The organism is Bathymodiolus japonicus methanotrophic gill symbiont, assembly GCF_019721995.1.
GTDB lineage: Bacteria > Pseudomonadota > Gammaproteobacteria > Methylococcales > Methylomonadaceae > Methyloprofundus.
Map to the genome: position 1 here is coordinate 1 of NZ_BLYC01000070.1, position 13373 is coordinate 13373.

General features: G+C 38.1%; 10 protein-coding genes and 2 pseudogenes. 6 read left to right on the forward strand and 6 right to left on the reverse strand.

The window, feature by feature from the left end:
- Window positions 1-175 precede the first annotated feature (175 nt).
- Entirely contained in the window at window positions 176-304 is a 129-nt protein-coding gene (locus tag K6984_RS35340; RefSeq protein ID WP_263458596.1) for a hypothetical protein, read from the forward strand.
- A 121-nt stretch (window positions 305-425) separates the two neighbouring features.
- Here K6984_RS35340 and K6984_RS28385 read toward each other — a convergent pair whose 3' ends face one another.
- Both K6984_RS28385 and K6984_RS35345 read right to left on the reverse strand, forming a co-directional pair.
- Complete coding sequence (locus tag K6984_RS28385) at window positions 426-710, reverse strand: hypothetical protein (protein WP_221898382.1); 285 nt, start codon at window positions 708-710, stop codon at window positions 426-428.
- Window positions 677-811, reverse strand: coding sequence for a hypothetical protein (locus tag K6984_RS35345; RefSeq protein WP_263458911.1), 135 nt, complete (start codon window positions 809-811; stop codon window positions 677-679). Before K6984_RS35345 ends, K6984_RS28385 begins: the two co-directional genes overlap by 34 nt.
- Between K6984_RS35345 and K6984_RS28390 the strand changes: the two genes are divergently transcribed.
- On the forward strand, window positions 768-1004 hold the full coding sequence (locus K6984_RS28390; protein ID WP_221898383.1) for a hypothetical protein: 237 nt from the start codon (window positions 768-770) through the stop codon (window positions 1002-1004). The two genes, K6984_RS35345 and K6984_RS28390, sit on opposite strands and share 44 nt — an antisense overlap.
- Here the strand turns inward: K6984_RS28390 and K6984_RS28395 are convergent.
- From K6984_RS28395 to K6984_RS28405, 3 genes are read right to left on the reverse strand one after another with little or no spacing between them, the layout of a single operon-like run.
- Window positions 973-2121, reverse strand: coding sequence for an HNH endonuclease (locus K6984_RS28395; protein ID WP_221898384.1), 1149 nt, complete (start codon window positions 2119-2121; stop codon window positions 973-975). The two genes, K6984_RS28390 and K6984_RS28395, sit on opposite strands and share 32 nt — an antisense overlap.
- A 2-nt stretch (window positions 2122-2123) precedes the next feature.
- On the reverse strand, window positions 2124-2858 hold the full coding sequence (locus K6984_RS28400; protein WP_221898385.1) for an OmpA family protein: 735 nt from the start codon (window positions 2856-2858) through the stop codon (window positions 2124-2126).
- Window positions 2859-4511: a methyl-accepting chemotaxis protein gene (locus K6984_RS28405; RefSeq protein WP_221898386.1), complete on the reverse strand. Its 1653-nt coding sequence runs from the start codon at window positions 4509-4511 to the stop codon at window positions 2859-2861. It lies immediately after the preceding gene.
- A 1107-nt stretch (window positions 4512-5618) separates the two neighbouring features.
- Here K6984_RS28405 and K6984_RS35350 point away from each other — a divergent pair.
- Both K6984_RS35350 and K6984_RS28410 read left to right on the forward strand, forming a co-directional pair.
- Entirely contained in the window at window positions 5619-5747 is a 129-nt protein-coding gene (locus tag K6984_RS35350; protein ID WP_263458596.1) for a hypothetical protein, read from the forward strand.
- A gap of 211 nt (window positions 5748-5958) precedes the next feature.
- Window positions 5959-6873, forward strand: coding sequence for a DUF5655 domain-containing protein (locus K6984_RS28410; RefSeq protein WP_230988342.1), 915 nt, complete (start codon window positions 5959-5961; stop codon window positions 6871-6873).
- Window positions 6874-7408: 535 nt separating this feature from the next.
- On the opposite strand, the pseudogene K6984_RS28415 reads toward K6984_RS28410, so the two are convergent.
- A pseudogene (locus K6984_RS28415) lies at window positions 7409-7726 on the reverse strand (IS6 family transposase); the annotation flags it as partial.
- Between the two features lie 242 nt (window positions 7727-7968).
- Between K6984_RS28415 and K6984_RS28420 the strand changes: the two are divergent.
- Window positions 7969-10623 carry a TrlF family AAA-like ATPase gene (locus K6984_RS28420; RefSeq protein WP_221897967.1) on the forward strand — a complete coding sequence of 885 codons (2655 nt, stop codon included), beginning with the start codon at window positions 7969-7971 and terminating at the stop codon, window positions 10621-10623.
- 8 nt (window positions 10624-10631) lie between these two features.
- Window positions 10632-10914, forward strand: a pseudogene (locus tag K6984_RS28425) (AlbA family DNA-binding domain-containing protein); the annotation flags it as partial.
- Window positions 10915-13373: the final 2459 nt, after the last annotated feature.

The window sequence follows — 13373 nt, forward strand, 5'->3', positions numbered from 1 at the left end:
TTATCTCAATACCTGCTAATGTTTTTTGGGCGCTATCGCTGAAAATCCTGGAAACGGAGCTTTAGCGAAGTGAAGATTTTTAGTCCGCGATAGCCGTAGGGCCTTTTATTTTGTCTCCACCTTCGCTAACGCTCAGACTCCGACAAAACAACGGCCCTTCGGGGAGTCGCTATTTTTGCGAAAGCTTGTTTTGGGCATCCCAGCCCAAGCAAGCAGCAAAAACTTAACGCGACCACTTATGCCTCCGGCGGCCCCGATTCGTCCTCGTCACCTCGTCCCGACCCAACAAGGGGTCGGAACATAGGCTCCAAATGACTTGACGCCGTGTCGGATGGCCTTTTATTTTGTCTCCACCTTCGCTAACGCTCAGACTCCGACAAAATAACGGCCCTACGGCTATCGCGGACTAAAAATCATCACTTCGCTTAGGCTCCGTTTCCCTGATTTTCAGCGAATGATGGTGTTGGCTCTAAGCGCCCTAAATCTCTGCCAATCATATGTTTTCCTGATGGCATCAGTTGAAACACATCCTTTATTAATTCACCTAACTCTTTCAGCTTATCACCAGGATCTGGAAACTCTAGCAATGACGTGATGAACTCAAGCAGTACATCCATTTGAGACTTGCGCTGTAAGCTTCCTACGGTATACGCAGGTAGTTTGCTTTCAATGCGGGCTATTTGCTCTGGGTGAAGGAGCAGGCGCGCCATGCTACCTCACGAAATTCCGGGACTCCTGTCGCCATAATTCGTTCACCTACGCAGCGTATGGGAGATGCCCTGAACGCCCTGCGTCCGCAACGACTACGCACAAAAGCCGCTTCGTCATTACTACCTCACTGGCTGGACGGCTATTCGGAATGCAATTCTTGCTCCTCTCGCGTGCTGCTAGCACACGTCGAATCAGCGAATTGCCCTGTCGCCTATCAGGGACTAAAAATCACCACTTCGCTAAGCTACGTTTCCATGATTTTCAGCGGGCGCGCGGTGGCGCGCCTAAATTGACGCTTACTTTGAAATTGAGAAAATCATCCATTGCCTCAATCATCGTCCAAACATGCCATCCTTGGGACCGTGCAACTCTAGCGTGGTTATCATTTATCACGATACAGTTCTTAGACTTCGGCCAAGCTAACTCTAATTCAGCAATAATTTCGTCAGAACCTCCCAGCATCTCATAAGCAACAACAGGCTTTATGCAACGATCATGTTCACATTTAGCTAACAATCCATGTAATGCAGCATCTGCAAATTTAAAGACTTCTCTCCAATTGTCCTGTTTTAACTGCCCCTGGTTTCTTCTAAGATTATTAATCGTCACCATATCTTCATGGTGAACAAATAAATGCCCATGATGAGCCTGTTTACGGTGACAGTCTATACAAAGTGCCTGCAAGTTATATAAATTGTTATCTGTTTTTACGCCACTCTTATGATGTGTATGTAGTAAGTGTTTGTTTTTTGATAAATCAACTGCACAGTACTCACAAGAGTAATTTTTACTAGCTCGATATTTTGCTGAAATAATTTTCCAGTCATCAGTATAGGATCCATCATCTTCACCGGAAAAGCGAGAAGGCAAGCTTGCAAAGAAAGAACTGTAAGTAGCAAAAAATTCTGAAATACTGAATTTGTTAAAAACATCCAGGTTACAACTATAATTTTTATAATTCAATGATTTTAAACAATTTTTACAAACTTGAAGTTCTACTTTTACTGACTTTTTTTCCATTCCTGTAATAGAAAATTGATTACTAAAATCATTCGTCATTACATATCGCTCAAATGTCCCATCGCCTCTTTTTTTCTGTAAAGTAGAACAGTCTGCCACATGAAATTTACGCCGTTTTTTGATATCATAAATAGCATCTTCAATACTCCAACCATGATCTTCAATATATAGCAATACTTGTTGATCAACACCTCGCTCATCAATAAAACGCAACAGTCCTTGGGTACTACCAATTTCGTTTAAATCAATTTCCTTCTTAATTGGTGCCCATTCTTCTCTGGAAAGACCATGACTTGCATTAGGTGAAGAGATCATATTCTCCTTAACAATTGTCGCTCCCATCTCTTTAGCACAAGCAAATAAATCAGAAAAATCAACCTTGATTTTCACAATTAGACTCCTTCAATAATTTGCCTTATTTGAGTTTCTGCATTAGTAATTACTCTAAAGGTAACTCGGCGGGATCGCTCGTGGTTTTCAACCCCATTCTCCATGACCACTTTAGATGAAGAAAAACCAACTGCAGAAATATGTTTTTTAATCCAATCCTTATTATTCCTAATACTCTTTAACAAATACACATACTGTAAAACAGAGCGTGTTCGTCCCTGAGACAACCACATGTTTTTAAAATACGCGGCATCAACTGTTGTTCCACTATTCCAAATGCTACTGGTATGCCCTTCAATACGTGCCTCATCAATAGAATCAGAAAACTTTAATAACACATTAAGATAGCGTGGAAAAAAATCATTTAAGATAGCTTTAAACTGAGGTCGAATAGCAATATCACCTCTAGCAAATAAAACATCTGGTGACGTAAAAACAAAAGATAAAGTATCTTTATTAATTTCAGCTCCCCATTTATCCAAATCTTGTTCAAATTCTTCCATCAATCCATCATATATAGCTCCCTGATTCTTTTGGTAAGCCAACGCAATGTATTTAATTTTATCTTTTTCAATCTGAACCTTATCCCGTTCTAAAAAAGCATTCCGCATTAAAGCAATAGAAATAAATAAAAAAACCATCATCAAACCTGACATCAAATCAGAGACAGAAAGCCATTGTACTTCTTCATTACCGTGTGATTTTCTTTTTAAAAAAGAAGATTTATTCTGACTCATTTAACGTCCCTTCTTATCAAGAATATCTGACATTTCATTCACTAACTTGCTATAATCTTTAGTGAATTTCTGTGCAATTGATGATAAAGCTCGCCCCATCTCATTCATCACGTTAGTAATTTGTTCGGCAGTTGCATCCTCAATGTTTTTTATTTGTTCATCAACTGCATTACCTGTATTACCCACTGCATTTTTCATTTCTTCTTCTAACGCTTTAAATGTTTTCCCTACCTCTCGTGTTTGTGCCTGAAATATTTCTTCTAAAACATTTTCAAATTGTTTCTGCATACGCTCAACACTATCAACAACAATCTTCTGAACGTGCGAAATATCAGCTATTGTTTGTTTATTAGCATCCTGCAAAGTTGAACTTAACGCTTTAGACTCATTCGCCATTTTTGCAGCCATATCACGTACATTAGCATTTAGCTCCGTTACAGTGCTATGAAAATGATCACGAATAACTCCTGTTTGCTTACCAATTTCGTCAGAAGTCCCCGTTAACCTTTCGTTAGTTTCCTTAACCGATTTAGTAAAGTCCGCGGTACTTTCAACAAACCCAACTTTAACCGTATCAACTGCTTTTCCCATATCACTCACAATAACTTTCACTTGTTTATGCATCACAGGTACAGCTTCAATGGCATGATCTCGCATCTCTTTAAAAGCACCTAAATGCCCACCTAATGTTTCTACTTGCTCTTGGTTAACTTGCATAACCTCTTGCAGGTTTTTCATGGTTTCATTTATCTGAGACGATTTATCACTAATATTAGCTACAGAGGTTTCTGTTTGTTTAATAGCAGAAACCCCTAAAGTATATTGCTTAACCATCTCATCAACTTGCTGGCCATATTTTTCCTGCCAAACCACTAATTTTTTCACTGATTCATCCAGTGCTTTAAAGTTATCCCCAAACTGCTCTATCAAATTATTATTAAATGAAGTAATTACATCGTTTAAAGCCTTGATGACTTCCTCTGTAGCTGATTTAGCAATTGTATCGGCAACATCCTGCAATCTAATCCATAACTTATCAGGAAATTGTTGGAAAGTTTGCTGTTGTTTAGTACTCACTGTCTGAATAATTGCTAAGCGTTCGTCCATCGTCTTCGAAGTTTTATGATTATCATTCATATCACCACGCAACAACTTCACCTGGCTGACTAAAGTATCATCTTCTCCTCCAACAATAGCACGCTTTAAATCCGTCAATAATCCTTGCTGTACCAGTGAAGACTCAAGCATCAATCGTCCCTGATCATTAATTGCTCGATACAAATCTTCTGCTCCAACATCTTGTAAATCAATTCCTTCATCTTTCACAAACAAAGGAATTGCCTCTAACAACTTAAAAATAATTGATGCAGCCATCCCTACTAAACTAGTTATAAATGCTGTCTTAAGCCCCGCTAATAATGAACCGATACTTCCATCAATATCTTCTGCATTAAAATCCAGTAAACCAATCACAACCCCTATAAAAGTCCCTAAAATACCTAACGAGGTCAATAAGGTTGCCGAATAGTTAACATAAGAAGGAAATTTCCCTGTTTTTCGAAACCAGATAGCAAACAATAAACTGACAATAATAAGCCAGAAAAAAACCTCTGTAATAAACCCTGGGGTAGTTCCTTTTAATAATGATTCCAAAAGTGTAGACATATACTTTGACCTTATATTTTTTTAGCAATTATGTATTTTTAACCAGCCCTCTCTCACTCGCGGACGTTCTGGTTGGTGAATTTATTTGCGCCTTCTATGGATAAAGCGCTGGTAGTATGTGAACTTGTTCTGTCGCCTCTGAAAATCCTGGAAACGTAGCTTTAGCGAAGTGAAGATTTTGGTTCTGTCGCATAAAGTTCACTTCCCCTTTCAGGTTTAGAAACAAGCCCCCGAACTTTTAAAGTTTAGGGATAAAAGGCAAAAAAAAACCCAAGCATTTTTAAGTGCTTAGGTTTTTTGCCTTTATCAAAGGTTGTGTATGAGTGATTGTAGTCACTCACCACAGCTTGAAAGTAAGAAGCCGACTCTTTCTTTCAAACGAATGTTAATTATATCTTAATTAGCATCTCATTTGTAAGCATTTCGGTTTTTCTTCTCTTCTTTCAAGCTCAGCCCCTATTTTGGACTCAAGATGTTTTGGAATAGGTCAGGACAGTGTTGCCAATCAAGGACTTTGCTAAGGCAACCCATAAGGCATTTTTTGTATAAAGTAGAAGTCGCAAGCTTATATCCGTTTTGATTGCGAGATTTGAATTTTATAGTGCAAAAGGTGGCGCGTTTGGAGCAGGGGCGGATATTTTATATATCTGGTAACGCGCAGAGCGTAACGGTTGTGAAAGGGACTTGAAAACTCGAGTAACACGATTCCAAGATACACAGAAACTCAAGCTGATATTCTCTGTTTTTTTAAGCAGTTTTCGGAGGGGGGAGCTGTGAAAGGGGGTTGTTGAGCCTTCCTTAGGGGGTAAATGGCTGTACTATCTATCTCTTTATTCTTATAAAAGATACAATTGATTATTATTGATGCGCGGAGCGCGGTTTAAGAGGATACATATTGCTGTAATTGACAGTGATTGTGGAGAATGTGTTGGTTAGTGTTGGTAAGGGGTGGATAACATCTTTTCGTTATCCATGCTTTATCAATACGTCCCGTAGGGAGCCAATATATTGTCCACATGAACAGTATTGCCTCAGAATTTGCAAAATGCGCCCTGTGGGCATTACAGGTATGATAATTTCGGGGAGTCGCTATTTTTGCGAAAGCTTGTTTTGGGCATCCCAGCCCAAGCAAGCAGCAAAAACTTAACGCGACCACTTATGCCTCCGGCGGCCCCGATTCGTCCTCGTCACCTCGTCCCGACCCAACAAGGGGTCGGAACATAGGCTCCAAATGACTTGACGCCGTGTCGGATGGCCTTTTATTTTGTCTCCACCTTCGCTAACGCTCAGACTCCGACAAAATAACGGCCCTACGGCTATCGCGGACTAAAAATCATCACTTCGCTTAGGCTACGTTTCCCTGATTTTCAGCGAGGGGTGATTAAGTGAGAACATGGCTAACACAAACGGCACTGATACAAAGAGAGATTTATAGGTGAAAAACTTTTCATTTAAGGAGAATTCTCTAAATCAAATCAATGAACAAAAATTTGGCTTAGAGAAGGATATTCAACTTCTTACTGAGTCCAATATGAATAAGGTATTTGGATTAGAATTTGTCAAAAGCGAATATTCATTGAACAGCTTTAGAATCGATAGTTTGTGTTTCGATTTACGAACTAAATCATTTGTAATAGTTGAATATAAAAATACCAAAAACTTTTCTGTAATTGACCAGGGATACTCATATTTGTCACTACTACTCAATAATAAAGCAGAATTTGTTCTTTTGTACAATGAGTTGATGGATAAGAGTATCAAAAAGGATGATGTGGATTGGTCTCAATCAAAGGTGATATTTATTTCACCTACCTACACCGTTTACCAAAAGGAGTCTATAAACTTCAAAGACTTACCAATTGAGTTGTGGGAAATAAAGAAATTTGAAAACGACACTGTAATGTATTTTCCAATTAAGGCTAATCAACAAACGGAAAGCATTAACACTATATCAGCTCTCGATCCAACTATATTAACAGTTTCAAAAGAAGTTAAGACCTATACTGAATCAGATCATTTAGATAATAAGCCAACAAACATAATTGAGATTTATGAGAACCTAAAATTAGAAACTTTGGATTTTGGTGAAGTCGTTGTCAAACCAAATAAACAATATATTGCTTTTTTTGGTAATAAGAAAAACATTATTGATGTCGTCATTATGACATCAAAGATTAAGGTATTTATAAATTTGAAGTACTCACAAATTGACGATTACAAAAAAATGGTTAGAGATGTAACTAACATTGGAACTTGGGGGAACGGTGACTGTGAATTTGTATTAGATAATTTAGAGGATATTGATTACTTAATGTCATTGGTTAAACAATCGTATAAGGTTAATGGATAAAATTTAAGGCTATGTCACCGTTAAGTATTGAAAATGGTTCTGTCGCATAAGTCTCCCTTCCCGACGTTATCTGCTATCATAATTCTCAATTTCAATAAAAGGTGGATCACATGCCAGCTTCAAAGGTACTCACTTTCCAAATAGTTGCTTGATAATTGGTGTTAAAAAAACAAGTGTATTTTAGACATCACCATCAACACAGCTAATCACCGTCAACAAGACCTTATTTTTAGTAAATAGTGTTAAAAAAAGCTGTTAAAAAACATATACCATGATATAGTTAATAAAACCCGTGTTAAAAAAGAAGGTTCTGTCGCAAAAGATACGTATTTATGTAAACTAGGCTATAAACCTGTTTTCATTCCTCTCATGAAAAAAGCATCATGCAGAAGAAAATACTATTACCTCATCGGGATAATTGAATTGATAAGCCAGGTATGATCTGGTGTTAAGGAAAATAATTACTTAAAAAATGGTACAATTTTTAGTTGAGCATGTAAACCTACTTTGGGTGAAATTCAATCCTTCCATCACTGCGTTCAGAAAGCATGAAATCAAGCGTATCCCAGCGACTATCAACAGCTCGGTATGAATAGGTCCACTGACCCTTCACTTTGATATACGTTTCATCCATGCGCCACGATTTATTGGTTTCTCGTTTCTGAGATTTAGCTTTTACAGCAATGGCAGGAGAATAACGGATAACCCAACGATTGAGCGTAGCATGATCCACCTCAACACCTCTTTCTTCCATAATTTCTTCAAGGTCGCGATACGAAACGCCATACCTGACATAAAAGAAAACAGCATAAAGAATGACATCTTGCAGATAACGTAGGAAAGGGGGATTTATGCGACATAACCATTTTAATGATGGGCTGAGAAGTCTTTTATCCTGCATGGCGTTTTATCCATTTGCCCCATAAAAACAGGATACAGTTGATTTTTTACACAAACATTCGTTTTTTGCGACAGAGCCACATTTGGTCCCTTTATGGGATTAGACCCAAATTAGGCTTAAAATACAGTGAAAGTGAAGGTTCAATAATTAATGAGGTAAAAGATGAATAATTCAGCATTGGGAGGATTGTAACAATGGGACATACGCAAGCTAAATTCTGGAAGTGTGCATTACAGGTTAATCCAGCGAGTTATATTTCATATCGTGGGCAGGAACAGCAGCTATCAGAAACAGACTATAATCAACAAATGCTTGAAGTCTGTTTACAGGAGAATATCAAGGTTCTTGGTATTGCTAATCACGGTAATATTGATGGTGTAGATGCTATTCGTGATTTGATGAATAAAAATGACATTCTGGTATTCCCTGGGTTTGAAATTACTTCTAGTGAAAAAATTCATTTTGTTTGTTTATTTTCTGAAGAGGCCACTTCTCAAGAACTAGATCGTTATCTTGGTCATCTTCACTTGGTAGATCCTGAGGAGGGTGTTAAGCCTTCTAGGTTAAGTGCTGAACATTTAATTGCAAAGGTTAATGAAATAGGTGGTTTTATTTATGCTGCCCATTGCACTTTAGAAAATGGTTTGCTAAAAAAAAGATTAAACAATATATGGGTACTTTCAGGTTTAAAAGCCGCTCAAATACCTGGTTCTATTGAAGACCTTAAAAATGTTGAAGATGGATTCTATCGAAAAGTTATTCGTAATAAAGAGGTCGCATATAAGCGAGAATTACCAATAGCTATTATTAATGCCAAGGATATAGAAACGCCAGAAACTTTAAAAGATCTAAGAGCCTCTTGTCTTATCAAGATGACTGAGCCAAGTTTTAAATCATTTAAGTTAGCTTTTCAGGATACTGAATCTCGAGTGAGATTAAATAGTGACGTGGAAGAAAAATATTATTCTCAGATTAAATCCTTGAAGGTAACGGGTGGTTATCTGGATGGTCTTGATATTAAATTTTCTGAGCACCTGAATGCGGTAATCGGTGGTCGTGGAACGGGTAAATCTACCTTGCTGGAATGTATTCGTTATGTTCTTGAATTGAAGCCTATTGGTATTGTTTCTCAGAAACAACATGAGGACATTATCAAAGAGAATTTGGGGAAATCTAAAGCTAGCGTTGAGCTAACTATCCGATCATCAACGATGAATGGTAAGAAGTTCACTATTGCACGGCGATACGGAGAAAGTTGCAGTGTAATAAAGGATGAAAATGATGATATTTCATCCTTTACACCTGCTGACTTGATGCCAGAGATTGAGCTATATGGACAAAATGAAATTTATGAAATTGCCCAGAATTCAGTCTCGCAAAGAAAATTACTAGCTCGATTTCTTGAGGCGAGACCAACTGATAATGAAGGAAAAATAAAAGAAACCCTAAAGCTACTGTCTGAAAACAGATTGAAACTTGAAAGTGCATTAAAAAATATAGCTTCTACTGAGGATGAATTATCTCGCTTACCAAAGCTAGAAGAGCAAGTTAATCAGTTTAAATCTCTTGGACTTGAGGATAAGCTGAAAGTTATTCCTTTTTTAGAAACAGAAAAGCGATTGCTTAAGCGTACTTCAGAAGAGGAAATATATCGTCTTGAACAGGCTTTTTTAGCTATTCAGGATGTTTTACCTGACACCGTTTTTTTAAGTGATAAAACACTGGATAACCTTCCTCATTCTGATGTTTTGAAAAATATCAGAACGGAACTTGATAAGTTGAAAGTTGATACAGAGGATATTGTGATCCAGTGGAAAAAAGCGTTTAACGTGTCAAAAACAACTATCAATTCTTCAATCAATGAGTTAAATATTGGTATCAAAGAAGAAGAAGAGAAATTGGAGAAAACTTATAAAGAGTTTCCGTCTAGTGAAGGTAAGAGTGGTAGAGAAATTGGATTGGAATCTCAGCATTTATTGAAAGAGGTTGAGAGAATCAAGCAGAAGCAGGCCTTAGCGACTACGCAGAAGGCGGTTGTAGACGAGCTGGAGCTAAAACGCAAAAAGTTATTAACTGAGTTGTCTGAATACCAGGTTGCGCGATCTTCACACTTTGAGCGTTCACTCAAGAAACTAAATAAAAAGCTGAAAGGCAAGTTAAAACTTACCGTTAAGCCTGAAGCTGACAGAACACCCATTGTAGATTTTTTGATGAAGTGTAATTTAGATTCGGTGGGTGAAAAGCGCTTAGATTGGATAAAATATCAGGATGATTTTTCTACTGTAAAACTTGCAGAGTTGATTCGATCAGGAACAGAGGCTTTAGTTGGGTGTGGCTGGGAGATTACGGAAACCGTTGCAAATGCATTGGTTAAATTGAGCCAATCTCATATTTTGCAGTTAGAAGTGGTGGGATTGCCTGATGTCATTAGTATTGAGCTAAATGTTGCCCATGAGGGTGAGGAAAACTTTAGGATTTTGGATAAGTTATCAACTGGTCAACAGTGTACTGCTATTTTACACCTTTTATTACTTCAGAATGTAGATCCGTTAATTATGGATCAACCAGAAGACAATCTGGATAATGCTTTTATTGCTGATAGAATTGTTGCTGAGTTGCGTATGGCTAAGATTAGCCGTCAATTTATATTTGCAACACATAATGCCAATATACCTGTTTTTGGAGATGCTGAGTGGATTGGTGTTTTTGATTCGTTTGAAGGACAGGGAAGTATGCCTAATGAGTCACAAGGGGCAATTGATGTGCCTAAGGTTCGTGATAAGGCGGCAAGTATTTTGGAAGGTGGAAAAACGGCTTTTAATCAACGTAAAGTTAAATATGGATATTGAGGTGTTGTATGCTTAAAACTGAATTGTTGGAGATTATTGCAAACGGTGAAAATTCGGGGGTCGAATTTAAGCGCGATGATATTCGACCAGAACAATTAGCTAAAGAAATTGTTGCCCTAGTTAATTTTCAGGGTGGTCAGATAATTCTTGGTGTGGAGGATGATGGTACTATTTCAGGTGTTTACGTAGACCTAATGCTGAAGAGTGGGTGATGAATGTTGTACGCGATAAAATCATCCTCAAATATTGCCATTCTATGAGAAAATTAAAATAGATGATGGTGTTTTTGTCTGCAATTATTAACTTTCCCTTTAGGTATTTCATAAACCTTATGTTTCTTGAGAGATTCGCCAGGAAGAGAAAAAGTATTTATTTCGTATTGGTTCTACTCTTCAAAGTTACCTGCGACTTAGCTGTGAGAAGAAACCAAATAAGACTGCTATCTCTTGTCCTTCGGCACCCCTCCCCCTCCTCACGTTGTGTGAGATTGGTTGAGAGAGTAATAGCCCCCATACCACGTGCATCTGTGTGTGTCATTACCCGTTGTTTCTCGATCCTGCACCACTTGTCTGAAGAACTGGTGAGGGCAGAACCAATACGAAATAAATACTTTTTCTTCCTGGCGATCTCTCAAAACATAAGGTTTAGAAATACCTAAAGGTGAGGGAAAGTATAATTGCCAACAAAAAACACCATCATCTATTTAATTTCTCATAGAATGGCAATATTTGAGGATAATTTATCGCGTACAACATTATCACCCACTCTTTCATCCATTAGGTCTACGTAAACCTGATAGTACCATCATCCTCCACACCAAGAATTAGTCTCGACACCTGAAAATTAACTAGGGCAACAATTGTTCTTTAGCTAATTGTTCTGCGTCGAATATCATCGCGCTAAATTCGACCCCCGATTTCCACCGTGCAATAAGTTCCAACAATCTCAGTTTGTAGCAGACAAACACACCTCAATATCCATATTTAACTTTACGTGATTAAAAGCCGTTTTTCCACCTTCCAAAATACTGCCGCCGTTATCACGACGACACTTAGGCACATTCAATTAGCCTTGTGACTCATAGGTGCATATCGTGCCTGTCTTCAAACGAATCAAAAACACAATCCACTCAGCATCTCCAAAAACAGTAAAGATAGTGGCATTATGCTGTTGCAAATAGTAAATGACGCACGCTAATCTCTAGCCATACGCAACTCAGCAGACAATTCTATCAGCAATAAAAGAGCATTATCCTAGATCTGTGTGCGTCTGGTGTGATCACATAATTAACTGCTCATACATTCCTGAAGTATAAAAGTGTAAAACTAGCAGTAGCACTGTGACCAGTGATAACTTATCCATAAATCCTAAAGTTTTCCTCACCCTCACATGGCGAACATTTGAGCTCAATACGTAAAGGTACATCAGGCAATCCCACACTTCTAACTGCAAAATATGAGATGGCTCAATTTAACAATGATTTGCAACGGATGTTCCGTAATCTCCCTAGCCACACCCAACTAAACGCCTCGTGTCCTGACCGAATCAACATTCTGCAAGTTTACAGTAGAAAAAGTCATCACTGATATTTATCCAATCTAGCGCTTTCACCCACCGAATCTAAATTACACTTCATGCAAAAATCTACAATGGGTGTTCTGTCACAGCTTCAGGCTTAACGGTAAGTTCTAACTGCCTTTCAGCTTTTTATGTAGTAGTTTCTGTAGTGAACGCTCAAAGTGTGAAGATCGCGCAACCGTGGTATTCAGACAACTCAGTTAATAACTTTTTGCGTTTTAGCTCCAGCTCGTCTACAACCGCCTTCTGCGTAGTCGCTAAGGCCTGCTCGCTTGATTCTCTCAACCTCTTTCAATAAATGCTGAGATTCCAATCAAGTTCTCTACACCTTACCTCACTAGACGGCAACTCTATAAGTTTTCTCAATTCTCTCTTCGTTCGTTTGATACCAATATCTTTTACTCATTGATTGAAGAATGATAGTTGTTTGACTACGTTAAACGCTTTTTATTTCACTGCCGATCACAATATCCTCTGTATCAAGCTTGAGTCATACTTATCAGTTCCGTTCTGTATATTTTCGGGACAAACATCCGAATGAGGAAGGGTTCTCCAGGTTTTATCACTTAAAAAACGTGTCAGGTCAAACATCCTGATAGTCCTAAAAAAGCGCCTGTTCAAGACGATCGTATTTCCTCTCTGAAGTACGCTTACAGCAATCGCTTTTCTGTTTCTAAAAAAGGAATAACTTCAGCCTAGCCTCAAGTCCAAGAGATTAACTGATTACTGCCCTCTGCTTGGTAAGCGAGAGTTAATTCATCTCAGTAGAAGCTATATTTTTTAATGCAATGTTCAAGTTTAAACTGTTTTCAGTACAGTAGCTTGGGTTCTTTATTTTTCATTCATTATCATTGGTCTCTCCTCAGAAATCGAGCTAGTAGTTTCTCTGTGCGGAGGACGATTCGGGCAATTTCATAAATTTCATTTTGTCCATATAGCTCAATATCGGCATTCCAAGTCAGCAGGTGTAAAGGAAGAAAATCATCATTTCATACTTATTACACTGACAACTTTATCCGTATCGACTGCAATAGTGAACTCTTACATTCATTCGTTGATGACGGATAGTTAGCTCAAACGCCTTCAGCTTAAGATTTCCCAAATTCTCTTTGATAAGCCCTCATGTTGTTTGAGAACAATACCAATAGGCTTAAATTCAAGAACATAACGAA

Excerpts from the sequence above, each read along its gene's own strand:
- K6984_RS28390 (WP_221898383.1), top strand. The coding sequence starts at position 768 with ATGGGAGATGCCCTGAACGCCCTGCGTCCGCAACGACTACGCACAAAA.
- K6984_RS28385 (WP_221898382.1), bottom strand. The coding sequence starts at position 710 with ATGGCGCGCCTGCTCCTTCACCCAGAGCAAATAGCCCGCATTGAAAGC.
- K6984_RS28420 (WP_221897967.1), top strand. The coding sequence starts at position 7,969 with ATGGGACATACGCAAGCTAAATTCTGGAAGTGTGCATTACAGGTTAAT.
- K6984_RS28400 (WP_221898385.1), bottom strand. The coding sequence starts at position 2,858 with ATGAGTCAGAATAAATCTTCTTTTTTAAAAAGAAAATCACACGGTAAT.